Source organism: Pseudoalteromonas sp. 68 DY56-GL68 (assembly GCF_041414825.1).
Taxonomy (GTDB): Bacteria; Pseudomonadota; Gammaproteobacteria; order Enterobacterales; family Alteromonadaceae; genus Pseudoalteromonas.
Window position 1 is genome coordinate 477150 of record NZ_JAOCZL010000006.1, and the last position, 25970, is coordinate 503119.

At 39.6% G+C, this 25970-nt stretch carries 25 protein-coding genes and 1 pseudogene; 11 read left to right on the forward strand and 15 right to left on the reverse strand.

The features are described from left to right. Nucleotides 1-10: 10 nt before the first annotated feature. Nucleotides 11-1504: a histidine ammonia-lyase gene (gene hutH / locus NYF15_RS02940; protein WP_371352736.1), complete on the reverse strand. Its 1494-nt coding sequence runs from the start codon at nucleotides 1502-1504 to the stop codon at nucleotides 11-13. A 119-nt stretch (nucleotides 1505-1623) separates the two neighbouring features. Here hutH and NYF15_RS02945 point away from each other — a divergent pair, with 119 nt between their 5' ends. Continuing rightward, nucleotides 1624-2520, forward strand: coding sequence for a LysR family transcriptional regulator (locus NYF15_RS02945; RefSeq protein ID WP_371352737.1), 897 nt, complete (start codon nucleotides 1624-1626; stop codon nucleotides 2518-2520). Here NYF15_RS02945 and NYF15_RS02950 read toward each other — a convergent pair. From NYF15_RS02950 to NYF15_RS02975, 6 genes are all read right to left on the reverse strand, one after another. Further along, nucleotides 2498-2905 carry a DoxX-like family protein gene (locus NYF15_RS02950; RefSeq protein ID WP_371352738.1) on the reverse strand — a complete coding sequence of 136 codons (408 nt, stop codon included), beginning with the start codon at nucleotides 2903-2905 and terminating at the stop codon, nucleotides 2498-2500. The two genes, NYF15_RS02945 and NYF15_RS02950, sit on opposite strands and share 23 nt — an antisense overlap. A gap of 56 nt (nucleotides 2906-2961) precedes the next feature. After that, nucleotides 2962-3378 (reverse strand): DUF805 domain-containing protein, encoded by a 417-nt coding sequence (locus tag NYF15_RS02955; protein ID WP_341804764.1) that lies wholly within the window; start codon nucleotides 3376-3378, stop codon nucleotides 2962-2964. Nucleotides 3379-3646: 268 nt separating this feature from the next. Further along, entirely contained in the window at nucleotides 3647-4165 is a 519-nt protein-coding gene (locus NYF15_RS02960) for a DUF4240 domain-containing protein (protein ID WP_130152191.1), read from the reverse strand. Beyond that, nucleotides 4162-4356: a YwbE family protein gene (locus NYF15_RS02965; RefSeq protein ID WP_130152192.1), complete on the reverse strand. Its 195-nt coding sequence runs from the start codon at nucleotides 4354-4356 to the stop codon at nucleotides 4162-4164. Before NYF15_RS02965 ends, NYF15_RS02960 begins: the two co-directional genes overlap by 4 nt. Nucleotides 4357-4504: 148 nt before the next feature. Beyond that, entirely contained in the window at nucleotides 4505-4783 is a 279-nt protein-coding gene (locus NYF15_RS02970) for a hypothetical protein (protein WP_371352739.1), read from the reverse strand. Beyond that, nucleotides 4780-4983 (reverse strand): hypothetical protein, encoded by a 204-nt coding sequence (locus tag NYF15_RS02975; RefSeq protein ID WP_130152194.1) that lies wholly within the window; start codon nucleotides 4981-4983, stop codon nucleotides 4780-4782. Before NYF15_RS02975 ends, NYF15_RS02970 begins: the two co-directional genes overlap by 4 nt. Nucleotides 4984-5071: 88 nt before the next feature. Here NYF15_RS02975 and NYF15_RS02980 point away from each other — a divergent pair, with 88 nt between their 5' ends. Further along, nucleotides 5072-5878, forward strand: coding sequence for an ion transporter (locus tag NYF15_RS02980; RefSeq protein WP_346729899.1), 807 nt, complete (start codon nucleotides 5072-5074; stop codon nucleotides 5876-5878). A gap of 59 nt (nucleotides 5879-5937) precedes the next feature. On the opposite strand, the gene NYF15_RS02985 is transcribed toward NYF15_RS02980, so the two are convergent. The 3 genes and pseudogenes from NYF15_RS02985 to NYF15_RS02995 all read right to left on the reverse strand — a co-directional run bounded on the left by NYF15_RS02985 (nucleotide 5938) and on the right by NYF15_RS02995 (nucleotide 9190). Further along, on the reverse strand, nucleotides 5938-6318 hold the full coding sequence (locus NYF15_RS02985; protein ID WP_062568013.1) for a VOC family protein: 381 nt from the start codon (nucleotides 6316-6318) through the stop codon (nucleotides 5938-5940). Nucleotides 6319-6671: 353 nt separating this feature from the next. Further along, nucleotides 6672-7105, reverse strand: a pseudogene (locus NYF15_RS02990) (GNAT family N-acetyltransferase). 126 nt (nucleotides 7106-7231) lie between these two features. Beyond that, nucleotides 7232-9190 carry a methyl-accepting chemotaxis protein gene (locus NYF15_RS02995; RefSeq protein ID WP_371352740.1) on the reverse strand — a complete coding sequence of 653 codons (1959 nt, stop codon included), beginning with the start codon at nucleotides 9188-9190 and terminating at the stop codon, nucleotides 7232-7234. Between the two features lie 401 nt (nucleotides 9191-9591). Here NYF15_RS02995 and NYF15_RS03000 point away from each other — a divergent pair, with 401 nt between their 5' ends. Continuing rightward, complete coding sequence (locus tag NYF15_RS03000) at nucleotides 9592-10059, forward strand: YHS domain-containing (seleno)protein (RefSeq protein WP_371352741.1); 468 nt, start codon at nucleotides 9592-9594, stop codon at nucleotides 10057-10059. Nucleotides 10060-10066: 7 nt separating this feature from the next. Here the strand turns inward: NYF15_RS03000 and NYF15_RS03005 are convergent, their stop codons facing one another. Beyond that, entirely contained in the window at nucleotides 10067-10984 is a 918-nt protein-coding gene (locus tag NYF15_RS03005) for a cupin domain-containing protein (protein ID WP_371352742.1), read from the reverse strand. Between the two features lie 81 nt (nucleotides 10985-11065). Here NYF15_RS03005 and grxC point away from each other — a divergent pair, with 81 nt between their 5' ends. Further along, a complete protein-coding gene (gene grxC / locus NYF15_RS03010; protein ID WP_062568018.1) occupies nucleotides 11066-11305 on the forward strand; it encodes a glutaredoxin 3 in 240 nt (79 codons plus the stop codon). A gap of 46 nt (nucleotides 11306-11351) precedes the next feature. Here grxC and NYF15_RS03015 read toward each other — a convergent pair whose 3' ends face one another. Both NYF15_RS03015 and NYF15_RS03020 read right to left on the reverse strand, forming a co-directional pair. Next, nucleotides 11352-11783 (reverse strand): FMN-binding negative transcriptional regulator, encoded by a 432-nt coding sequence (locus NYF15_RS03015; protein WP_371352743.1) that lies wholly within the window; start codon nucleotides 11781-11783, stop codon nucleotides 11352-11354. Between the two features lie 179 nt (nucleotides 11784-11962). Then, nucleotides 11963-12235 carry an FMN-binding negative transcriptional regulator gene (locus NYF15_RS03020; RefSeq protein ID WP_371352744.1) on the reverse strand — a complete coding sequence of 91 codons (273 nt, stop codon included), beginning with the start codon at nucleotides 12233-12235 and terminating at the stop codon, nucleotides 11963-11965. 314 nt (nucleotides 12236-12549) lie between these two features. Between NYF15_RS03020 and NYF15_RS03025 the strand changes: the two genes are divergently transcribed. The 6 genes from NYF15_RS03025 to fhuF all read left to right on the forward strand — a co-directional run bounded on the left by NYF15_RS03025 (nucleotide 12550) and on the right by fhuF (nucleotide 21023). Next, nucleotides 12550-14109, forward strand: a complete 1560-nt coding sequence (locus NYF15_RS03025; RefSeq protein ID WP_371352745.1) for an aspartate aminotransferase family protein — start codon at nucleotides 12550-12552, stop codon at nucleotides 14107-14109. 10 nt (nucleotides 14110-14119) lie between these two features. Then, the gene (locus NYF15_RS03030) at nucleotides 14120-15457 is read left to right on the forward strand and encodes a lysine N(6)-hydroxylase/L-ornithine N(5)-oxygenase family protein (RefSeq protein WP_371352746.1); all 1338 of its coding nucleotides are present in this window, start codon (nucleotides 14120-14122) and stop codon (nucleotides 15455-15457) included. Next, nucleotides 15454-16059 carry a GNAT family N-acetyltransferase gene (locus NYF15_RS03035; protein WP_371352747.1) on the forward strand — a complete coding sequence of 202 codons (606 nt, stop codon included), beginning with the start codon at nucleotides 15454-15456 and terminating at the stop codon, nucleotides 16057-16059. The genes NYF15_RS03030 and NYF15_RS03035 overlap by 4 nt, the downstream gene beginning before the upstream one ends. Before the next feature lie 2 nt (nucleotides 16060-16061). After that, nucleotides 16062-17924 (forward strand): IucA/IucC family siderophore biosynthesis protein, encoded by a 1863-nt coding sequence (locus NYF15_RS03040; protein WP_371352748.1) that lies wholly within the window; start codon nucleotides 16062-16064, stop codon nucleotides 17922-17924. Nucleotides 17925-17969: 45 nt separating this feature from the next. Further along, nucleotides 17970-20117 carry a TonB-dependent siderophore receptor gene (locus tag NYF15_RS03045; protein ID WP_371352749.1) on the forward strand — a complete coding sequence of 716 codons (2148 nt, stop codon included), beginning with the start codon at nucleotides 17970-17972 and terminating at the stop codon, nucleotides 20115-20117. Nucleotides 20118-20240: 123 nt separating this feature from the next. Continuing rightward, nucleotides 20241-21023, forward strand: a complete 783-nt coding sequence (gene fhuF / locus NYF15_RS03050) for a siderophore-iron reductase FhuF (protein ID WP_371352750.1) — start codon at nucleotides 20241-20243, stop codon at nucleotides 21021-21023. A 70-nt stretch (nucleotides 21024-21093) separates the two neighbouring features. Here the strand turns inward: fhuF and asd are convergent, their stop codons facing one another. Then, complete coding sequence (gene asd / locus NYF15_RS03055; RefSeq protein ID WP_237118930.1) at nucleotides 21094-22230, reverse strand: aspartate-semialdehyde dehydrogenase; 1137 nt, start codon at nucleotides 22228-22230, stop codon at nucleotides 21094-21096. Between the two features lie 328 nt (nucleotides 22231-22558). Here asd and NYF15_RS03060 point away from each other — a divergent pair, with 328 nt between their 5' ends. Beyond that, nucleotides 22559-22966: a hypothetical protein gene (locus NYF15_RS03060; protein WP_371352751.1), complete on the forward strand. Its 408-nt coding sequence runs from the start codon at nucleotides 22559-22561 to the stop codon at nucleotides 22964-22966. A gap of 285 nt (nucleotides 22967-23251) precedes the next feature. Here the strand turns inward: NYF15_RS03060 and NYF15_RS03065 are convergent, their stop codons facing one another. Then, nucleotides 23252-25954, reverse strand: coding sequence for a TonB-dependent receptor domain-containing protein (locus NYF15_RS03065; RefSeq protein ID WP_062568028.1), 2703 nt, complete (start codon nucleotides 25952-25954; stop codon nucleotides 23252-23254). Between the last annotated feature and the right edge of the window lie 16 nt (nucleotides 25955-25970).

Sequence of the window (25970 nt, forward strand, 5' to 3'; positions counted from 1 at the left end):
ATTTGCTCCCTTAGTTAACTTTAAACGCTTGCGATTTAACAAGTGCAACCATGGCATCAATGTCAGGCTTAAGTAAGCGGTCTTCTTCTAGTTTGGCAACTTTGCTGCGAATGAGCGCAAAGTTTTCTTCAATGATGTCTGAACACGTGTTAGGACGTCTAAATTCGATTGCTTGCGCTGCATACATCAGCTCAATAGCGAAGATTTTATCAAGGTTACCTAAAATCTGGTTTAACTTACGGCCAGAAATACTACCCATAGATACGTGATCTTCTTGGCCCATTGATGTTGGTACGCTGTCTGCTGATGGTGGAAAACACAATGATTTATTTTCTGTTACCAACGCCGCAGTCACATATTGCGGGATCATCATGCCAGAGTTTAGGCCACCCGATGTCGTTAATAAACGTGGTAACCCGTGTAAGCCCTCAAGCAGTAAATAACAACGACGATCAGCAATGTTACCAAGCTCTGCCGCTGCAATTGATGCGTAATCTAATACCATCGCAAGTGGTTGACCGTGGAAACCACCACCCGAAATGGCTTCTTCTTCGCTGATCACAATTGGGTTATCTGTTACAGAGTTCATTTCTGTTTCAGCAAGCTCTTTTAAGTGGTAATACGCGTTACGTGATGCACCATGAACTTGTGGAATACAACGCAATGAGTAAGGGTCTTGAACACGGTCACAATCAGTGTGTGAAGCCATGTTTTCAGAGCCTGCAAAAAAGCTACGCATGCGCGCTGCAACTTCGACGTTACCTTTAAAAGCACGAATTGCGTGTAGTTCTTCACGAAACGGTGATTGACTACCTTGCATACCTTCAATACTCATAGCACCTGCGATATCTGCAAGGTCTAATAAATAACGCATTTTAGTAAGCGCAGTAATGGCATGCGATAAAATAAACTGAGTACCGTTAATTAACGCTAGGCCTTCTTTAGCATGTAAATCTAAAGGTGCTAAACCGTGCTCTTTTAATACCTCTGCTGCTGGCTTGATTGTGTCGTTTACCCAAAACTCACCTTCACCTAAAAGAGGTAAGAATAAGTGTGATAACGGTGCTAAGTCACCCGATGCGCCTACTGAGCCTTGCTCTGGCACAACAGGAATAATATCAAGTTCAATAAACTTAAGCATACGCTCAACAACGGTTAAACGAATACCTGAAAAACCTTGGCTTAATGCATGTACTTTGGTGATGAGCATCAGCTTTGAAATAGGTTTAGCGATTGGCTCACCCACACCTACCGCGTGTGTGATCAACAAGTTCTTTTGTAATAGGTTGGTTTCTTCTGGAGAAATTTGTGTATCACACAATGGACCAAAGCCCGTATTGATACCATAAATGGCTTTATCTGAGGCAGCCATTTTGTCTACGTTTTGGCGGCTTTTATTAATTTTATCAATTGCTTCTTGGCAAAGCTCTGCCTGTAACGTACCGGCTGCAATAGCATTAACGCTGTCTAACGTTAATTGGTCAACACCATACTTAAATGTCATTTATAACTCCTAAAGAACAGGATAAGTTTTATTTAGATGGAGTCTAGCTTGCCCTCGTTGTTTTACAAATGCATAATTATCGTTATTCATTCCAGATTTATCGAACTAAAAGAAGTGCTATGCAAGTTCATGACGTAGACCTGCGCTTATTGCGCGTTTTTGTAGCAATTGTTGAGTGTGGCGGGCTTTCAGCCGCAGAGTCACGTTTGAATATTGGCCGTTCAACCATCAGTGCGCATTTATCAGATTTAGAAGTAAGGCTTGGTATTAAATTATGTAAACGTGGCCGCAGTGGTTTTGAAATTACAGACGCGGGCGCAATCACTTATCAGGCATCAATTGAACTGCTTCAGCAATGCGAAGCCTTTGCTAATACCGTAGCAAGCTCTAAAAACGAGTTATCGGGGCGTTTAAGTATTGCCATGATAGATACCATGGTCAGTGACCCACGCTGTGCCATTCCCCGTGCTATAGCAAGGTTAAAAGGCAAAGGTAAGAACATTCAGTTTGATATTAATGTGTGTGAGGCACGAGAGGTAGAAACCGCAGTAGCCAATGGCCGTTCATTAGTGGGGATTGGTGTCAGCCGCCATCATATTCGCGGACTTAATTACACCGCTCTACACAACGAAACTAACTTTTTGTATTGCGCAGTCGGTCATCCATTATTTGACTGTGAAGACAAACAAATAAATGAGCTCATTAAAGAAGCCGAAGTCATTACCAGTAACTACATGCGCGATAAAGAAAGCCGAAACGACGGTTTAAACTACCAAAACAGTGCTATTGCTTATCACGATGAAGGTATCGCACATTTAATTTTATCGGGTGAGTTTATTGGTTATTTACCCGATCACTATGCACAGTTCTGGGTTGATAAAGGTATTTTTAAAGCTATTCAACCGAGTAAATATCACTACGATATTCCTGTGGTATTGATCACTTCAAAAACAAATGCCAGTTCGCCTTTAGCAAACGCCATGATTGATGAAATTAAGCGCTGTTACGCAGTTTAGTGTTTTTGTTTAAAGCTTTTTGCTCATTTAAAAGCACGAGACTAAACGCGATCATGGCAAGGTTTGTAGTCACTGGATTAAACGCTTCGATTAAGAGTGCGGGTTGTAAAACGGCAACAAACAGCATTAACCCTACTAAAGCAGCTATATTGAGAATATTGATTAAGATTGAACGATAGAAAATAAAAAACAGCACGGCAAAAATCATTTCACCAACCCCAGCTGCTTGGGTAATCAGCGTTGAGATTTCAGCATTAAAACCAAAACTGGCTGTCATTTTTAGTTCAAGGGGGGCAATGTGAATAAGTTTTGGCATCAGCCCATGATAAAGCCAACTAAAGCTGATAATAAATCGAGCGATTTGAATGCTAGTGAGGTATTTCATAAAAGATTATGTGCAGAGTTATTGTGTGCTCAGACAGAGCACACAACGAATACGGCTTAAACCGTTGGCTTACCAAAACGGTTTTCTGCTTCATCACCCGCTAAGAAGCCATTTTCAATCAGTACCCAAATACCACCAATCACTGGTACTAAACCAATTAGTACCCACCAACCTGACTTGTTGCGGTCGTGCCAGCGTTTAACTTGAATAGCAAGCGATGACCAAATTAGTGGGATGTAAATTAAAAGTGGCAGGAAAATGGCCGCATTTTGTGAAATCATTGCGCCAATACCACTTAACACAAGCATACCTAAAACACTAATTAGCATTAATACTAATACTGATAACCAATAAGTTTTACGCGGGATTCTACCTTGGAAAGAGAATAAGATATCTTTGCGACTCATGGTTGTTGTATCTGTTGAAATATTAGCAACATCTGATTCAGGAGCTTGATAAACGTTTTCTGACACTGTCATTTCCTTTTGAGTTTTACTTTGGTTTTAGCAAGGCTACCACTCCGTGCAGCTTACTGATTAATCAAAAAATAATTTTTGCACTGTATTAGATCCAACTGAAACTATTGCTGAATCCAACATGAACAAAAGTACCATAAATAATACTATTTAAGGAACTAAAAATTAATAATACAATTAAATTTAATACTTTTTAACTAGCAAAAATAAATAAACTTTAGCTCTCGATATCTCTTTCAACTACAAAAAGCCATTTTAATGGTTGCTACTGCCAATATTTAGCAAACAGACGAGGATATGCCTGTTTTAAAAATTTCGGCTTATCTTTAAAACGCTTGCCTTTTGGCTGTTCAAGCCCAGAGGGAATAAATGGTAGCTCATCGTCATTACGCTCTTCAAACAGCATACCGGCGATTAAATCATACTCATCTAAATAAGGATAAGGTTGTTCATTCAAATGATAAACGGGTGTGCAGTCAGCAACAGAGTCTGGGTTCTCTAAGGCTTTTAAAAATGCGCCTTCACCGCGAGATATAAGCCAACATAAAAACTCTGAAAATCCATAATCATCGTTACAACCAGCCATTACAAACGCAGCACCAAATAAGTCCCAAGTGTAAGCTTTACGCATACGCAAACTAAACTGCTTGTCAAACTCCATAAGTTGCTCATCGGATAGATGTGTTAGCTTTTCTCTTAGTGCATTACACACAGATTCTGGCTCTGCCGTTTTATCTTCTGCGGTCACTAATTCCCAAAATTCACTTTCGGTTAGAACGCTCATGATAGGATCTCTTTAACACGACCAACTTGACCGTCATCGAGTTGTACTTTAATGCCATGGGGGTGGTTTGGTGACTTAGTTAATATACGTGACACCACACCTTGCGTTAAATGACCTGTGCGTTGATCTTGTTTAAGAACAATATTAACTTCACAGCCTAGGGTTATTTGTGAGCGTGTTGGTACGGCCATAATAAACTCTCTTACAATATTTTTGCAGATTATAGCCATTTGCGACTGTGTTACCAATGTTAAACTCACTTGATGTGTATGTTTTCATGCACTTGACATGGTGTCAGTCAAAGCTGTGTCTATTGTAAGGAAAAAATAAACGGCGTATTTAATCCTTACAAAATAGAATAGCTTTTGCTGATATCACTACGTCTATCTCTTTCAGCTCTTTTATAATGACTTGATTTATTTGGTTTGCAAGCGGCGAATTTGATAGAGGCATTTGCTCAGCAAAATAACAACTTACTTTCATAGATGATGGCAGTCTCTTTAAGTCAGCGGTGTGAGTTAACCATAAAAAGTTGTCGCTTATGTCTTTTAGATTTTCACATGCCGACGTTAGCGCTGTCCGAATAGCTTTATCGAGGCGTTTTTCAGTTTTGGTCATTGTTCTGACTTTTGCTTTTTAAAGTTTTCGTAGCTATCTTGCTGGCGCTTTACACACTCATGATATTCTTTATCAGCTAAATAGTTGCATTCAGTTAAGCGTGCAGACTGAAGTTCATGAAAACGCGCATTTGAACTACACCCTGTTAACAAAATAAACATTGATGCAATCCCAGTAAACTTTATAGCGTTTAAAAACATTAAATTTCCTTTCTTCAGTTATACATTGGTACTGCGATTTATTGTATATTGCGTGGGTTTAAATACTATCACCAAAGGGTCATATATGATGTTGTCGCAGTTACAAGAGCTGTTTCAGCGTATCGATAAAAGCAAAGTTTTTCAATCATTCGTTATTGCCGTTATTGTTATTTCAGCATTAACCGTCGGGGCTCATACTTATTCACTTCACCCAACTGTAGAGTTAGCTCTTTATTGGATGGATATGGGTATTACCGTATTTTTCCTTGTTGAGCTTGTGATCCGCTTTATTGCAAGCCGCGGCTTTAAAGACTTTTTCAGTAAAGGCTGGAATATCTTTGATTTTATCATCGTAGTGGGTAGTCTTTACCCTGCCGCGGGCTCTACGATTTTTATTGCTCGTTTGCTACGTATATTCCGCGTCCTGCGACTTGTATCCATGATCCCAGAACTTAGGCTGCTGGTTAACTCGCTTTTAAAAGCGATTCCACAAATGGGCTATATTGCCCTACTGATGTTTGTAATCTTCTATATTTATGCCGCCATGGGAAGCATGTTATTTGCCGACATTAACCCCGTTTTATGGGGGGATGTATCAATATCCATGCTCACCCTTTTCCGTATAGCGACATTCGAAGATTGGACAGATGTCATGTACGAAACCATGGCCGTGTATGAACTTAGCTGGATTTTCTACCTAACATTTATCTTCTTAACTGCATTCGTATTCTTAAACATGATGGTAGGAGCAATTTTAGAGGTTATGTCTGAAGAGCATCGTAACGCGCGAGAAGAGCAGATAAACGACGATGATATGCCAGCAACCAAAGGACAAATAACTCAATTACAGGCTGAAGTAGCTGAATTAAAGCAGTTACTGAAAGAAAAGCAGTAACATTTAAAGGATTGGCTTTTAAGATATTAGGCGCTAGGACATAGACCCTAACGCCTTTTTTACCCTCGTTTTTCTACTTTCCATGGTGGGTTTAAGCGGTTTTCTCCGGCCCAATATAGTTTAATCTTATTCCCTGATGGGTCTTTTAAAATTGCTTCCGTCCACAAATAGCGCTGAGCGGTTGGTGGCTGTTCAAAATTAATGCCCTTTTCAACAAGTCTCTCGTACAGCTTATCGAGCTGCTCATGTTCAAAATAAATTACCGCATAATTACTATAATCTTCAGTTTCTAATGACAGCGAAAATGTGGCATCACCATCTGGACATTGAAAGCGTGCGTAATGCGGGGTATCTACAATCTGAATCATTCCCAATGTTAAGTAAAAAGCCACCGCTTCATTCATATCCGTTACTGGTAAGGTTACCTGATTGAGGTTCATTCGCTATTCCAATGTAATGCAATATTCTTTTCATCAGCATATCGCGTAAACCAATTAAGCAAAAGATAAGCTGTAACAAATTATTGAGTTACGGGGTTAAAGTTAGCGAGTTACGGGGTTAAAGTTAGCGAGTTACTGGGGGAAAGTTTGTAGAATGCACTTTAACACCGAACATGTGAACTTCTCGGCTAAAGCCGTTCCTACGGGTTCCCATCGTAGGCGTGAAACTTGTTTCGCGCGCTTGAAGGTCGTGCTTTTTAGCACATTAAAAGTAAAGTTAGCGAGCAACAAGGGAAAAGTTTGCAAGAGGTGTTTTTTCGCCGAATAACCGCGGTACACAACTAAAGCAATTCCTACCGGAGTATCATGTGCAATATTGGAAATGGTTTGCCCATATCATCTAAAGGCGAGCGTGAGGCGACTTTAAACCCCATATGCTGGTAAAAACCAACTGCAAGTGGGTTTTGCTCATTAACATCAACTTTGTTGGCAGCAAATTGATCAACCGCATAGTTAAGAAGCGCTTTACCAACCCCTTTACCTCTTGCTGCATCTAAGATGAACAACATTTCTATTTTGCATTCATGTACGCCAATGAAGCCCAAAATTGCCTTATGCTCATCCTTAATACACTTTAAAGTAACATGAGGAAAAGCTTGCTCAATGATGATCGGCTTAAAAAGGCTATGTCATCTTCTGTTATAAAATCATGTGTTGCTCGGACTGAATTTTCCCATACATCAAGTAGCTCTGGGTAATCTTCAGCGTTAGCACTATCTATTTTCATTGTTTGCCATTTTATAGGAGCTATCCAGCCTTATGCTTCTCAGATGAAATAACAAAAGGATTCGTTAGTCGTTTTAGTTAATTACTCCATTAAAGCATGTGAAGGTCTTTGAAACAAATGAGTATTTTACACCTTAAACTTACCCACTAAATCAGTCAGTGTATTGGATAACAAGTTTAATTTATCTCCGTTGCCACGTGCACTGTCTGCAATCTCACTCACATCATCAGCCGCATTTTTAATTTCAATAACATTACGATTGATATCTTCAGCTACATGTTGCTGCTCTTCTGCTGCCGTCGCTATTTGAGTATTTAAATCACTGATATTAACGATTGATGCGGTTATTTCGCTAAATTGATGTTGTGCTGAATGGGCTAACTCAACTGTTTTATTTGTGCGGTTCAAACTGGTTGTCATTTCTTTTGACACTTGGTCAGACATCTTCCGTAATGTGTCTAACTGGCTTGCTATTTCTTCCGTTGACTCTGAGGTTCTTTGTGACAGTGCGCGAACTTCATCAGCAACTACCGCAAAACCGCGACCATGTTCCCCTGCTCTGGCGGCTTCAATTGCAGCATTTAATGCAAGCAAATTAGTTTGCTCTGCGATGCCTCTAATCACGCTCAATATCGACATAATATTTTCACTTTCAGCGTCCAGCTGATTAATATCTTGAGTAGCTTTAGTTATGACCTCGGAGAGCGATACAACACTCTCTACCGTTTCTGAAATCACACTTTGACCAAGCTCTGAGGCATGCTGTGTTTGTGTTGCAAGCTCAGCAGCATTTGCACAGCTCGCCGAGACTTCATTAGCGGTAGCCGCCATTTCATTAATAGCCGTTGCAGCCATTTCTAAAGCTTGTTGCTGCTGTGAAGTAGAACCTGATAACTGCCCTGCTTGTGCTGATGTTTGCGCTGATGTGTCGCTTACATTATGCGCACATTCATTTATTTGTGTGACTAACTCAGAAATCAAATTCAAAAATAAATTAAAGCTATTTGCCAGCTTCCCAGTTTCATCACGCGTTTTAATAATTAACCGCTTGGTTAAATCTCCGCCGCCTTGTGATATTTCTGTCAACCCATCACTCACTTCGACAATAGGTGCAGAAATGAGTTTTGAAATATAGCTGGCTAACAAAATAAACACGGCGATTAAAATTGCACTAATGATCACAATGGTAATTGTCATCGTGTTTGCAGCTTTCATTACTTCAGACTTTTCAACTAAGCCAATAAATTTCCAGCCAAGTTTTTGAGAGGTATAAATATTCGCCACATATTCAGTGTTTTCGAGGTTAATTTCAAATTGACCGCTGCTGTTATTTGCTAGCTGTTTATATTTACCTTCATTAACCTCTGCTAATTGCTTAAAGCGATAATCTGCATGTTTAACATCCACCAGCACGTTACCACTGTCTTCAATGAGCATAAGATAACCGGTCTCACCTAACTTAATATTAGCTATAATATCTGTTAGACCTTGCAGAGATACATCCATGCCCTGAACACCAATAATCTGACTATTTTGTTTAATTGCTTTCACCGTTGATACAATCACCATATCATCAGCAGCCCAATAATAAGCATTCGTTCTTACTGTGCTTCCGTCAGCGGCTTTCGCTGCTTCGTACCATGGCCGTTTTCTAGGATCATAATTAGCGGTTACTTCGCCTTCTGGCCATTGAATATATCCACCTTGCTCATTCCCCATGTAAATATAAGCAAGGCCTGGATGCGTATCGCCAAAGTGGTCAAATAATGTATAAGCAGCTTGTTCTGTATCACTGCCAGACATATGCGCAAGTTTAACTGCATTGGGCGATTGCATATGTGTTTTAACGTCTTGTTTGGCTTCTAAAATAGCGGGGTGCGAAGCTAGGTAGTCTACATTTTTTTCAATCTCTGAAAAAAACATATTAATACCGTTATCTACTTGCTTTGCTTCTCGTTCACTTAATTGGGCAAAACCATCTAATGCCTGTTGCCTTGTTTGTGTGATGACTAAAACGGCGATGATTATTAATGGTAAAACTATTGCGGATGCAAATGACAGCTTTAACTTCTTAGAGATATTCATGATTTAAATCCAATGTATGACTCACAAGAATATAGTGAGTATCTTTATATTCAGCAAGTTATTAGATTTAGATTTCAATAAAATGAAAAAGTACTGTGTGAATTAAGTAGAGCGTCGTTGAACTTGAATATGGCAGTTAGTTGACACTGAAATGAACTGTACTAAATTTACCTATAGCATTTAACATAATTATAACAATCATGTTGAGTGCCATCCAACCAATATTGGCAGCATTCGCAGGATGCTAATGTGCTGCCTATTCTACTTTAACTGTCAAAGCTTGCTTTTTCTTCAAATTGTAATCAGGACTTTCGGACATATTTTCAGTAATGCCAGATATATTTAGTTCGTTGATTGTTCACTACTATGTTTCCTAAGTTAAACATAATTGGAGAATAACTATGAAACTTTACCACGCATTTAAAAGGATCGCTGCTGTCGCTCTTTTAGGTCTATCGTCTTTATCTTACGCTGGAAATGACACCGAAACAGATGAGAATGGGGTAATTTTAGCGGGTCATGATGTCATTGCTTATTTTAAGCAAAATAAACCTGTATTAGGGAATGCTAAATATACAGCGGTATACAATGATGCGATTTACCGTTTTCAGTCTGCTAAAAATAGAGATATGTTTAATTCAAACCCAGAGAAATACGCGCCTCAATACGGTGGTTTTTGTGCTTATGGCGTAACCTTTGGTAAAAAGTTTGATATTGATGGCAAAGCATTTGAAATCAAAGACGGAAAACTCTATGTAAATAAAAATATGGATGTTTATAAAGCATGGGCTGAAAACATTCCTAAACATATTAAAGAAGCAAATGATCATTGGCCAGACGTTGAAAATGTAAGTGCTGATGACCTTTAATTTATAGTTAGTGACCAACCATCGCACTTCTAACAGCACCTGGGGCTTCGCCTTGGTGCTGTTTAAACGCTTTTCTAAAAGCGGCTTCTGTCTCGTAACCACTTAACTGTGCTATTTCTGCAATACTAATATCACTACAAATCAGCAATTTACGGGCTTCTATTAAACGCCATTTAAGCAAATATTTCATCGGACTTAAGCCAACTAGTTTTGTGAACTTATCTGCAAAATTAGAACGACTCATTGAAGCTTTACTGGCAAGTGACGCTAAATTCCACGCATATTCTGGTTGTTGATGAATTGCATTAAGTGCTTTGCCTATACGATTATCAAACAACGCCACCAACATACCATTATTTAACTTACCAGCTTCAACTTGCTCTCTAAGTATTTCTATAAACACCAAATTAGAGAGTTGATCGACTATGGTATAACAGCCTGTGCGCCTTTGCTGTAACTCCACAATCATCATATCAATTAATTGCATTATTCTTGAATTACACGATGAACTTGTAGCGGGAATGTGTAAAAACTCAGGTAAAGCATCTAAAAGTGGATTAACTAGGGTGTGATTAAACTGAAAAAAACCACAAACCATATTCGTTGTTTCACCCGCCCCTTTTGCAGGCTGATTGACTAATTTTTTTGCTGGTTTAATCGGTGAGCTCGATATTATGTGTTGATGATCTCTTGGGAAAACAACAAGATCTTTTTCATTCAATACGATAGTTTCGTTCTCAAAATGCAGCCATGCTTGCCCTTTACCAATTAAATGAAATGGAATCCGGCGAGAGCCCGATGTATCAACAGCCCACGAGCCACAAAAATCACCATTAACGTATACTTCGGCCCTCAAGGACATTCGCTCAAGTAACACACTAAGCGGATCAGGATCATTTAAATAAATATTTGGACTTTCAGACATAATTTTAGCTACATGCAACATAGAGAAAAAATTAACACAGCTTAAACTAGCCACATCGGTTAAATCACTTAGGACTAACTCATGGCTAAGATCAAAATGTACCACAAAGACTATTGCCCATACTGTCGAGCGGCAAAGCAACTGTTTAAAAAGTTAGGTTGGCAATACACAGCAATAGAAATCTCAGATAACGACCGACTTTTTCAGGAAATGGTTTCACTAAGTGGTCGTAGAACTGTCCCACAAATATTTATTAATGATGAACATATTGGTGGTTTTGATGATTTTCAGCACTATGTTAAACAGCTAAGCCATAGCTAAATTAGCTTTAGCAATAGGAGAAGATACACGCTACAGCAAGTAAAACTTAGCTATTGATATCTTTTCCTATACCTACCTCAGTTTTCAACATATATGATAATAAGCTTTGCGCATCAGGATGCTTATCTTTTTTTAACCCTGCTACAACACCTTGTTGATCAGCTACTGATTTATGCTGGCCTAACTTTTCTTTTGCCTGAATTGAGTCAAGTTTGATTTTAATACCAACAATCCCTCGTAGTAGCTTCGCTTGATAGTCATCTGGCAGCAAATTAGTGTCGTTTAAAATACTCGGTTCGTATTGGCTAATTAACTCATCTAAGCAAGCTAAGGTATTGTCGTCATCAAGGTATTCAACCTTGCCTTTTGTATGAACTGCGGCGTAGTTCCACGTCGATACAGCGGGCTTTTCTGCATACCAAGTGGGTGATACATTATACCCAAACCACCTCAAGATACAGAATTCAGCGTTTCTCATGGGCTTAATGTCAAGGCGTTACTTTGTAAGAATGGCACTCCCTTTTAAGAAGTAACAACGCAGAGAGTAAGTTCTTGAGAAACGCCCTAAGGGTTGGTTTAAAAGCGATTTATTCGGCGTTATTGACTTTAACAAGGGAAAAACCATTCTTTTCAGTCAATGCCTTGCCTAAATCACTTTTAATTCCAACTGAAACTCGGATCTTGAGGTGGTTTGGGTATACGCGGACCATTAAAAACCACTAATACACGCGTATCTTGCAAGCTTTTACCATGACGATTCGCCCGTGACACATGACCATATAAAGTACCAAACTCACCTTCGTCTGGTTTATACACCAATGGCAAATGTGTGGCTTCAAATTCACTGTCTATCATCAGCGCAAAGCTATAGTTTTTTATAAATTGTGAGACTCGCTCTGGTGTCATTTTCCACTTGTTGGGTGTGTGCATGCTTTTCTCATATTGTTAAAATTGCTCTGATTGTTTGAATCTATCATTGTAATTGATAAAGAATTTTCTACTAGTCTTTACCCGCAACTTAAAGCACAAATAGTGTCATGCCCTTTAACCAATTCGGAAAACTAACAAATCAAGATACCGTTAAATTAGAGTAAAATAATTAAATGATAATTGTTTGCATTAACATTTAATGCATGATACCTTCCTAATTATCGGTACAGGGTGTTGCGGATTTTAATTAATTGGAGACGGAAAAAGCTTTTCTTGTCTCTTGGTTACTAAATCAATGTTAAAGGATATACAGAATGGAAAATTTTAAACCGCCGCAATATCAATGGATTAATGATTCTAACTATCAAACTAAAACCAAACAAACTGATGCCCCACTTTTTGGTGTTTCGCCAATGCAGGATTACTCACAATTAATGCAATTGGGTATAAGCACTCTAAGCGAGCGCATTAAAAAAGTTAATTCCCCGACCAGCGGAGTGCAACCTGCACAGTTGCAAGACGAATTTGCAGCCATTGATCTAAACACACCTTTAAGTGACATAAATCAAGTCCTCGAAGAGCTAGATCACCTTTATTTAAAACACGCGATATACTTCCATCATCCAGATTACCTTGCTCACTTAAATTGCCCAGTAATGCTTACATCCCTGCTGGCAGAGTTGTTTAGCTCTTCGATAAACACCGCTGTTGAAACATGGGATCAAAGTGCAGGCGCAACACTTATAGAACAAAAAGTGATTGATTGGACATGCCAAAGAATCGGTTACGATGAAGGCACAGACGGCGTGTTTACCACTGGCGGAACCCAGTCAAATTTAATGGCATTATTACTTGCACGTGAGTTGGCAGGCAAATTAGAACCACAAAGCCATACAAATATTACTTCAGGCTTAAGCAGTAATGCACATCGTTATCGCATTCTTTGTTCTGAATATAGCCATTTTAGTATTCAAAAAGCAGCCGCATTATTGGGTCTTGGTCATGATGCTGTTATCAGTGTTGCGTGTGATGAAAATCGCTGTATTGATACCCATAGCCTCGAAAACACATTAAATGAACTTCAAAGAGCAAATTTATTACCAATTGCGGTAATCGCCACGGCTGGTACAACAGATTTTGGCGCAATCGACCCGATAGCAAGCATTGCTCATTTATGTAAAAAGCATAACTGTTATTTACACGTCGATGCGGCTTATGGTGGCGCTTTGTTAGTATCACAACGCCATAACGAACGTTTGTTAGGCATTGATTTAGCTGACTCTGTCAGTATTGATTTTCACAAAACATTTTTCCAGCCAGTATGTTGCTCTGCCCTATTGGTTAAAGACAAGCGGTTATTGAGCTTTCTAACTTATCACGCCGATTACCTCAATCCAAAGGCTCAAGCACAAGCCGGCGTTCCTGATTTAATAAATAAAAGCTTACAAACAACGCGCCGATTCGATGCGTTAAAGCTCTGGTTAAGCTTAAGAACAGAAGGGCCTGATGCGATTGGTGCCATGTTCGATACCTTGCTTGAAAAAACACAACAGGTATACCAACGCTTAACACGTCATAGCCTGTTACAAGCTGCACAAGTTCCATCACTCACTACACTCGTATTTCGATTTAACGATAGCGCCTTGAGCCAAACTCAGCTTGATGAATGCAACCGCACTATTCGCAAGACCTTAGCTCAAAGTAGCCGTGCCATGATTGCAGCAACAAAAGTGAACAATATTCAGTATTTAAAATTCACTTTATTGAACCCTCATGCATCGATAGACAGCATAGACGACGTATTGAATGAAATTTGCAAAATTGGCGAACAATATGTGATCGACTGCAAAAGCAAACAACTGTGCACAGCTTAAGGAAAAGACAATGAAACCAGAAATTTATGATTTAATCGGAATAGGTGTAGGCCCATTTAATTTAAGCTTAGCAGCGCTTTCTTCGCCCCTTTCAGACTTGAAGACGCTATTTGTTGACAGTCGCCCTAAATTTGATTGGCATCCTGGTATGTTATTAGACTCTGCGAGTCTGCAAACCCCTTTTATGTCAGATTTAGTGACGATGGCAGACCCGACAAGTCAGTTCAGTTACTTAAATTTTGCCAAGCAGACTGGTAAATTGTATTCGTTTTATATTCGCGAGAACTTCTTTTTACCGCGACAAGAATATAATCAGTATTGCCAGTGGGTGTGCCGTCAGTTAAATAATCTCAAGTTTAATTTTCACGTAGAAAACCTCGAATACGAGCAACAGCTCGACTGTTACCGAGTCTCAGGCAAAGATAAAGTGACTGGCAAGGTACAAGATTTTTATTGTAAACATTTAGTGCTTGGTACCGGTACTCAACCTTGGCTACCTGAATTTTGCCCGACCGATAAGCACATAACTCACTCTTCACAGTACCTTAATAACAAAGCAATGTTACAAAGCAAGTCTGACATTACTATTGTTGGCAGTGGTCAGAGTGCAGCAGAGATTTTCCATGATTTACTGCTAGATATTGATAAATTTGGCTATCAATTACGCTGGTTGACGCGTTCACCGCGGTTCTTTCCTTTAGAGTACACCAAGCTTACTCTGGAAATGACATCGCCTGAGTATATTGATTATTTCCATAGTTTACCAAGTGCGAAGCGACAACAACTTATCCACTCGCAAAAGTCGCTTTATAAAGGAATTAATTCAGAGCTCATTAACGATATTTACGATTTGCTCTATCAAAAGAAACTGAATTGCGATTTCTCAGCCGAGCTTTTAACGAATACCTCATTAACTAACATTAAACAAGAAGGCCAAAAACTTGCCCTCTCATGCCTACATAACGAGCTAGAGCAAGATTTTAGCTTTAATACTAATGCACTTGTAATGGCGACAGGCTATCAATACCAGTTACCCACCTTCATTGAACCATTACGTCATAAATTAAATTTCGATGAGAACGGCGAGTTACAAGTAAAACGTAACTATAACATTGATGATCAGGGTCGCATTTTTGCACAAAACCTAGGCCTTAACAGCCATGGATTAACCGTGCCAGATCTCGGAATGGTGTGTTATCGCAATGCCATCATTTTAAAACAAGTATTAGGGAAAGCGCCTTACAGCATTGAAGAACGCATCGCTTTCCAACAATTTGGCATTCCTAAAAAAGAGAGCTTTACGCCCTCACGTAGTAAAACAACTTCAATGTCACAGGAGGCTATGTGAGCAGTTGTAACCACGCAGAGGTCAGTAAAAGCTTCGCTAGCCAGTGCCAAGCAATAATAAACACAGACGCCTTTGTTATAGATGACTTTCGTTTTTACATTTACCAAGCACAGAAGCACTTTTCCTTATTAAATAGCTGGCTTGCTCAAGATTATGCCCACTTTTGGGGAATGCAAAATATGAATGCAGAGCAACGCCAAAGTGAACTTGCTCCCGCACCTCATAAACTAGCACTTATAGCTTACCAAGAGGCGACTCCTGCTTTTTTTATTGAATTGTATGACCCGCAGTTTGACGAAATCGGTAAACATTTTGAAAACCAGCCTAGTGATTGTGGGATGCACCTTTTACTTGCCCCCGTAATCACCCCGCAAAGTGGTTTTAGTCGACGTGCTATTACAGCAACAGCAAAACTCATCTTATCTAAATTAGGTTTTACTCGATTGGTTGTTGAGCCTGACATTAACAATCAAAAAATACATAAGCTAAATAAAAAAATAGGCATTCAGAGTAGTCATATCGTTCGCCTTACAAACAAAGATGCATGGCTAGGTTTTGCTGATCTAGCAAGCTTTGAAGCAGCTACAACACAAGGAGACTAATTATGGAAATCATTAAAAATTCATTCCCTCAACATTTGTCTGAATCTTTATGGCAAGGTGCTAATCAACATTTAGTCGCCAAAATACTCTCTGAGTTTAGTCATGAAAAACTAATAAAACCTATTGCAGCAAAAGAAGATAGAAAACAAACAGTGCAGCAATTTCAGTTATTATTAGAAAGCAACCAAGGGCTTTTAAGTTATGACTTTAGTGCTCGTCACTATCAACTAGATCACCTACATATTCACCCAGAATCAATCGTCTGCAAACTAGATGGCATTAACCAAGATTTAGATGCCGTAACGCTCATTATTGCCCTAAAAGATCGTTTAGGTATTACCGATAGCCTCTTACCAACTTATTTAGAGGAAATCACCAGCACTTTATACAGTAAAGCATTTAAATTACTTCACCAAAATAAACCCGTTTCAGAGCTGGTACATTGCGATTATCAACAAATTGAAGCGGCCATGACCGAAGGCCACCCAGTATTTGTTGCTAACAATGGTCGTATTGGCTTTGATATGGATGACTGCCACGCGCTTACACCTGAAAGTGGTCAAGCAATGAAATTAGTCTGGTTAGCTGTTGCGCGGGTAAACACAAGCCTAGCAATGATAGAAGAGCTTAATTACGAGCGTTTTATTGAAAGCGAATTAGGCAACCAGCAAATTGCAGCATTCAATAACATAATTGCTGAGCATGGTAAAAAAGCTGAAGACTATTACTTTATGCCCGTGCATCCTTGGCAGTGGCGCGAAAAAATTAGCCGAATTTTTGCTGCTGATCTTGCTCGTAAGCAACTTGTTTATCTTGGTCACAGTGAAGATGACTATCAGGTACAACAGTCGATTCGCACATTCTTCAACTTAGATAACAACAAGCGTTGCTATGTGAAAACCGCGTTATCTATATTGAACATGGGCTTTATGCGCGGTTTATCTCCTTATTATATGAGCCGAACGCCCGAAATAAACACCTTTGTTGCTGAGCTTGTGAACAACGACCCATACTTTGCTAAAAAACGCTTTGTCGTTTTAAGAGAAACCGTCGCAATTGGTTATCACCATAAATATTACGAGCAAGCTTTAGAAAAAGACACGCCTTATAAAAAAATGCTCAGTGCACTTTGGCGAGAAAGCCCTTTCAATTTAACATTTCAGGGAGAACCGTTAGTTAAAGAAAACCAACAACTTTTGACATTAGCCGCCTTGCTACATCAAGACAGCCAACAAAAGAGCTTGCTTGTTGAACTCATTAATACCTCTCAACTCACAGCAACTGAGTGGGTAAGCAAATTGCTGGATCTTTATTTACAACCTCTATTACATGCGTTCTTTGCGTATGATTTAGTGTTTATGCCCCATGGTGAAAACCTCATCCTTGTTTTAGAAGAACACCAACCAGTTACTATTTTAATGAAAGATATTGGCGAAGAAGTGGCGATTCTAAACGGCAATTCCCCTTTACCTGGTCATGTCGCTGACTTAGCGGTGAGCCTAGAAGAGGACATGAAATTAAACTATATACTGCTAGATATTTTCGACTGTATCTTCCGCTTTATCGCACCTCAGCTTGATGCGCAAAATTGTTTAACTGAACATGATTTTTGGCAATTAGTCGCTGATAAAGTTTATCAGTATCAGCATGAAAACCCGCAATTTTCCGAAAAATACACACGTTACAACTTATTTAAGGCTCACTTTACGCGTACCTGCTTAAACCGCATTCAATTGAATAATAATCAGCAGATGATTGACCTTGAAGATAGAGAGAAAAATCTCCGTTTTGCTGGGGATATCAAAAACCCACTGCATGATTTTGCCACTCGTCATGACTTTCAACATGACACAACAATGGCCTAAGCATAGGCCTCACTATTTATAGACGTAATAGGACTACGGATAAAAATGAAAAAAACTAACTACTTTAAACTCACGCCTGTCGCACTTTCTTGTTTAGCGATATTTAGCCACTCTTTACAGGCTGAGCAAAAAAAGCATCACGATATGGAAGTACTCACAGTCGTTGGTGAACAAGGCAATGCTCAAGGCTATAAAGTTGAGCAAATGAGTACCGCAACGGGTTTAGAATTATCATTTCTAGAAACACCACAATCAACCACGGTCGTGACAGAGCAAGCGATAAAAGATCAACAACTAAACTCAGTTATTGAAGTGATGAACAGCGTAACAGGGATTAATACCCGCCCTTCTGACAACGACCGCTACTCAATCAGTGCCCGCGGTATTGGCGTAAGCAGCATTTTGTATGACGGCGTGGCAACAACCTACGATACACGCTTTAACTATGGTGACAACTTAATGGATAGCGCAATTTATCAGCGCATAGAAGTTGTTCGCGGTGCAACAGGTTTGATGCTCGGGGCGGGTAGCCCATCGGCTGCGATTAATTTAGTTCGTAAGCGTCCGACAGAAGCGTTTCAAGCAAGCGTAAGCTTAAGTACAGGTTCATGGCAACAGTTACGCGGTATTGTTGATTTATCGGGAGGCTTAAATCAAGACGCAAGTGTTCGAGGTCGAGTCGTCGTAGCGTATCAAGATCGTGAAAGCTATCAGCATCGTTACGAGCAGCAACGACAAACTCTTTACGGTATTATCGAAGCAGATATAGGTCGTAATACATTGCTGACGTTAGGTGCTGACTATCAAGACACCAAACCTGAAGGCTCAATGTCTGGCGGATTACCGTTATTCGACAACCAAGGCAATAGAACTAACTACAGCCACCATACGTCAACAGCTCCACGCTGGGCGTCATCCAAAACCAAAGCATTGAATAGCTTTGTCACGATTGAACATAACTTTAGTGATGACTGGCAACTCAAAGCAAGTTACATCTATGGCGATAACGATTTAGAATATGATGTGTTATGGGCTACAGGTCACCCAGATCCAATAACCAACGAAGGAATGATACCTGGCTCACTGGCATTTATTGATGGTAATCGAACCCAACATACATTCGACTTAAAATTAACGGGCCGCTTTACCCTCTTTGATCGCTCACAACAAATTCTAATTGGTGCAAATCAACAGAAGCAAGAGTTTGCCAATCCATATTATGGCTCTTTAGATGAGGCTCCACCTTTAGGTGACTTTAGAGATAAAGATTTTACATATCCGACCCCTACATGGAGCGATGAAGTTCTGTATGGTTCATGGGGGGAAACAAAGCAACAAGCAATATACCTTGCCTCTGATATTGAGTTAACCGACGCACTTTCAATGGTAATAGGTGGGCGTATTGATAATTGGGAAACTGACCAAGACAATTTTGGCACCGTTCATGATTACGAAGTTGATAATGAATTTACCAGCTATGTCGGCGCCACCTATGCTATTGGGAAAAATGTATCACTGTATGCCAACTACACAGATATTTTTACACCACAAAGTAGAGTGCAAGCTGATGGCAGTTACCTCGATCCTGTTAAAGGAAAAAACTATGAAGCAGGTATAAAAGCCAGCCTATTTGAAGAAGCATTAGACACCTCACTTTCGGTGTTTGAGATCCGTCAAGATAATGTTGGTGAAGCAACGGGGGAAACCTTACCAGGAACAACAGTTCCTATATACCGCGGTATTGATGGCACTAAAACGCAGGGATTCGAATTTGAAGCAAATGGTTCAATCAATGAACAATGGAACGTCTATTTTGGTTATAGTCAATTTGAAACAGAAGACCCTGATGGTGAAAAAGTAACGACCACCAGCCCAAAACATCAAATAAAGCTCTTTACTACCTATGAATTGGATAACTGGGTAAATGGCTTACAACTGGGTGCTGGTGTTAATTGGCAAAGTGAGATCCGCAGAGATGTCACTAAGCCAGATAGAAGCTCAGTGGAGGTTAGCCAGCAAAGTTATGGGCTTGTTCGATTAATGGCAAGATACAATGTAAACGATCAACTAACATTGCGCGCTAATTTAGACAACGCATTCGATAAACGTTATTACAGCCAATTAGGCTTTTATAACCAGTTTCAATATGGCGCACCACGAAACTTTAGCATCACTGCCCAATATAGTTTCTAAGTAACTCGACATTATTGCGAATTGCCATTATGCCGCCTCTGTATGAGGCGGCATAATATACACTTTAAAGACGCAATTTTATGAAGAAACTTCCACCCCAGCACAATGAAAGTACAAACATACATGGCGTTACACGATACCACTGAGCTAAACTCTTTACTGGAGCGACAAGCTCCATTTTATAGTCAGCATTTTAAAATTATTGAGCCACATCAACCTCTCCCCGAAAACTGCAAACCATTATCACAACGATTAAATAAACCACATTATACCAAAGCGCTTATGACTTTTTCTAAGAGCTATCAACAACAGCAAGAAGCAATCGATCTTAGCGCTTTACATTCTATGTGGAGCCAATGGTTTTTCGGCTTTTTACTTCCGCCACTATTAGAATACGCATTAAAAAGCCAGACGAGTGTATTACATGCTGCAATGAACCTTAAAAATTGGCATTGGACTTATCATCAAACGGGGCGAGTAGAATGTTTCTATTTAGTGCTTAGAGAAGATCAAATTCAAAGACCGACTGAGTTACCCATCACATTGCTAGAGCGGTTACTTGTTAAGCTGATAAACCCTATTATAAAACAACTAAGTGCCCTGTCGCCGGTGTCAGAAAAGTTATTTTATAGTCATGTTGCGTACTGTTTTTATTGGTATTTATCAGAAATGTCGTTAGCTCAGGAATTTAAACTTAATTTACTAAACCAGTTATTTAGTAAAGACACATTATTACTCGCTAAAGGCGCTACTTTGCCACACCCCTTATGGCGTAAAATTAGACTTAAAAATAGTGACTACCCGCGTATTATGTGTTGTTTACGGCATAAATTACCTAACACACAAATGTGTACTATTTGCCCATTGCACAAAAATAAACACAAGGTCTGTAAAACTGCGATATGAAGGCTCTGTAAAAGAGCCTCTATAGAATAGATTGTTTGAGCAAGGCTTTATTGCTCAAGCATAGCCTTATTTAGCCATCAACAATTATGCGTAACATACGACGAAGAGGTTCAGCAGCACCCCATAAAAGTTGATCACCCACTGTAAATGCACTGATGTATTCTGGACCCATGGCCAATTTACGAATACGGCCTACCGGAATAGACAAGGTGCCCGTTACTTTTACAGGGGTTAGGTCTGTAGCCGTAATGTCGCGGTCATTTGGAATAACTTTGACCCATTCATTGTGAGAAGCCAGAATCTCTTCTACTTTCTCCACGCTGATATCTTTGCGTAGTTTAATCGTCATTGCTTGTGAGTGACAACGCATAGCACCAATGCGAACACATAAACCATCAACAGGGATAGGTTGCTGGCTACTACCTAAAATCTTGTTTGCTTCAACTTGTGCTTTCCACTCTTCTTTACTCTGACCGCTTGGCATTGGTACATCAATCCAAGGGATAAGACTACCGGCTAAAGGCACACCAAACTGGTCTTGTGGTAAATCACTTGAGGCGATTTTTTCAGTGACTAATTTATCAATTTCAAGAATTGCCGCGCTAGGATCAGCCAGTTTGTCAGCAACCGTTTCGTGAATTGCACCCATTTGTGCGATTAACTCTTTCATATTGCGGGCACCAGCACCAGAAGCCGCTTGATACGTCATTGGGCTAACCCATTCAATCAAGTCTTGCTCAAATAAACCACCTAGCGCTAACAACATTAACGATACAGTACAGTTGCCGCCAACATAGGTTTTAACCCCCTGCTCTAAGCCTTGATCTATAACGTCTTTATTGACTGGATCAAGAACAATAATGCTATCGTCACTCATACGCAGTGCAGATGCAGCGTCAATCCAGTAACCTTGCCAACCTGATTCGCGTAACTGCGGGTAAACGGCTTTGGTATAATCACCGCCTTGGCAAGTCACAATAATATCCATCTTCGCAAGCTCAGCAATATCATTCGCATCTAAAAGAGGCTTAGCAGGACCCGCAATATCAGGGCCTAATTGACCGGTTTGTGAGGTGGTGAAAAAAGTCGTGTCGATCTTAGAAAAATCATTTTCTTGCTGCATACGCTCTAATAACACAGAGCCAACCATGCCCCGCCAACCGACTAATCCTACTTTTTTCATTGTTTGTTCCACTGTTTGATTCATTCAAATTACCTAAACTGTTAAAAATTAAAGTCCATTGCGTGAGAATTTAATTTTTACAGAGGTAATCTAGCATTGCGGCCCAAGCAAAACTAGTGCTAGTCATAGAATATAAAATTTTTTCATCTTGGCTTAGTAATCTCATCTCAAATACCCAATTTGTTGCTCATACTTTTTCTAGTTCTAGCGAACTCTAGTCACTTATGATGTAAAAACTGAGCTGATTTCTTAATGCAATTAATACAAATGCCATAAACAAGATTCATAATCATTTCGCACTTTGTAGTAGGAAGTACTGTGTATTTTTTATTTTTAAAAAGGAATCAAATAAATGAAAAACCAATACTTTTCTGGTCTAGTTGCGGCTTTGCTATCTTGTGGAGTCTCTGCAAACACTAACGAAATTGATGTGGAGACGAATACATCTTTCACACGCTCTACAACCAGTGTCGAGCAAGTGGCGGGTTCTGCAACAAGCCTATCTACTGCAACTTACCTAAACCCAGTAGTTAGAGTAAATAACAGTTATAGAAACTTTTTCATAGGCTCATTATCTGGCAACCAGTTTTGCAAAGAGCAAGGCCATAAAGAGGAAGTAACAGGAAGTAGCGTAAAATGCGGCGAAGATGAATCTTCTTATGCAGAATACGACTGGTATGATAGCGCATGGGTTTCAAAAAGCACGGGGAGCAAAAACCAGTGTTACCCACTCTATGCAAGCATAAAATGTGGTAATTAGAATTTAGAAAAGAACCCAGTGCTTTCTGGGTTCTTATCCAGTAATTGTATTAGCAATCTAGCCACTAATTTTTACCTGCCTTTTAAATCCTAAGCTTATTAAAAACGTCTCAATAATAGAATCACTGTCCTGAAAAATGATTTTACAAAAGTGATGTAGCTAACTTTGCTAGTTAGCTTAAATAGTTGCTATATAAATCCCTCGACAAAAATAAAAAAGCCCTGCTATTGCAGGGCTAAATTAATGTTAGGATTTATTATTATATCCTTCCTTGGCTAGAGTAAGTTAAAACTCGTAAGAATAACTGATACTTAGCTCTGTGCCTTCATCACGAGAACGCACAATAATATCTGACTGAGTCACTTCTTTATCCTCATTGAGTAAGTTTTGCACTTTGAATTTAACTTTAGAATTAAAATCAGGATACCAAGTATAAACTAAATCCAATGAATTAAAGGGTTGCTCATAAGCATCATCACGTCCTGCAACGCCTGCAGCAAGTATGCGCTCACCAAATACGTTGTACACTAGCGAAGCACTATGAATACCATCAGGCGAATCATAGTTAAGCTGCATATTAACAACGTATTGTGAGTGACCTGTCATACGCTTTTTAGGATTCGTTAAGTTGCCAGCAAATGCAGGATCTATCGTCGCTTCTGAGTCACTCAGTGTGATATTACCGCTGGTAAATAGACCTTCAGTTACCATTGTAAGATCTTGTAACCACTCAGCTTCTACACCGTATACTTCTGCTGTTTCGCCGTTTACAAAGCTAGCCGAGTAGTCATCATCACCAACTCTTAATACAGTTTCGATTGGTGCTTGGATATCTTTATAGAATGCAGCCACACTAAATGAATTACCCGCCTCACCGTAATATTCATAACGTAAGTCATAGTTCTTAATTGGGCTGCTTTTAAGTCCTACACGCCCAAAAGTACGAATATCAGTGAGTGGGTCAAAGTAAGTGACAGGTACAACTTCACGAAAATCAGGACGTACGACCGTTTCACCATAACCTGCACGAATTTGATAATTTTCACCACCGAGGTAAGTTAATGACAGTGCAGGATACCAATCATCTTCAATAATAGTACCATCTTCAATATTCTCTGGAGACCAAATATTTTGCAGATCGTCACCATCAAAGATTAAACTTGACGTACCAACCGATGTTTGTCGGAACTGCTCATAACGAACACCACCACTTATACGTAACCACTGTTCATAAATAACATCAAATGAGGCGTAGCCTGCATCTATTTTTTGTGCAGCGATATAATCATCGGCATCAGGTGCTGTAGGTTCATTAAAGTCAACTAAGACGCCATTATTATCAATAAATTCGTCAGATAAGTAGCCACTGTTTGCAAGCGGATCATTTGTACCGTCGTTAATCGATATAGGCGAACCTGAGCTGTTATTAATGGTAAAGCTTGACGTGTTATAAACACGGGCTCTATCTGAGAAGTCATAACCAAGCTTAAATTCAATATCCAGAGCATCAAAACTAAGTGGCAAGTTAAAGTTGCCACCATATGACGTCACATGCTCTTCCATGTCTGTATAAGACATGATTACACGGTTGTCATCACCTGTAATTGTCGAACCTGCGTAGTTTCCTTCACTATCGTATTGATCTCTGAATTTGTAGTCCGCATTAGTTGGGATATCTGTTGTTGCTTCAGAACGAGTGTATTGCCAATCAAAGCCAATCCCCCAGTAATCAAGAAAAGTATGTTGACCTAAAAATTGGCTAACATTTAACTCTCTTTGTTCAAGATTAAACTCATGATTACGGTTTGCAATGCCATTCCCTGCAATACTAAATGTAGAGCTGCCTGCAGGGCTTTGAGAAATTGACACTTCAGTTTCATCTTCGTTATCGACAATGTATAAATGCTGTGCTGAAATACTGTGCGTTTTATACGAATAACCAATACTACCTGTTAAGTTATAGCGCTCATTTTCAGTAGTAACTGTAGAGTCTTTTAATGTATTGTAACAAGACGAAGCCACATCATCAGCGGTTTTCAATGTCGTTGAACAGTTTTCTAAATCTTCTTGGTCTTGTGTAATAACAGATGAGAACTGTGTTCTAGAATCCCATTCATTGGCATACGCACCCGAGAGTAAAAAACCAATTTTTCCACCGAAATAAGACTCCTCAAAGCTATTACCTAAATGTGCTTTAACACCATATTCAGGATCAATAGAGTCTTTTTCTAACGCATAATTTCGTGGCAACGATTTTAGTAATTGATTGTTAATTGCTGTCGCTTGCTCGGCACGAGTTCCTTGCTCACTATCAACTAATAGATCTCTGTTAACAATATTGCTGACACTGAAGTTACCATGGTATCGCACAATAGCGTCTTTTAACGCCTGTGGTATGCCACTATCTGAACCTGAATAGGTATACCCATCATCTGCTGAAGTGTTATACCCTACTCCAAGCTCAACGCCCGCAGTAAATTCTGTTGGAATAGATTTAGTACGAATATCTATGTTACCACCACCAAATGCAGCAGGCATATCTGGTGAGTAGGCCTTCTGTACAGCCATACTTTCAATAATACTCGCAGGGAATATATCTAATGGTAGTACGTTACGAGTTAAATCAGGGCTTGGGACATATGCACCGTTTAAACGAGCACTGGAATAACGCTCACCTAAACCACGCACATAAATAAATTTACCATCTACGAGTGTTAGGCCAGTAACACGACGAAGTGCTGATGCGGCATCACTATCGCCCGTTCTTGAAAGTTGTTCAGCACCGAGAATATCCGCAACAAAAGCTTGATTTTTTCGTTCTTCAACGACCGCAGCAGCACTACCTTGAAGGCGTGTGCCCACAGCAACAACTTCTTCAATTTCGTTATTTTCGAGTTGTTCTTCAGCTGCACTTACATAACTAGTGTGGACAAACAATCCCAGGCCAATTGCGAGTGAAAGTTTACTCAGCCTATGTTGTTTTGACATGATTTACATCCTAATC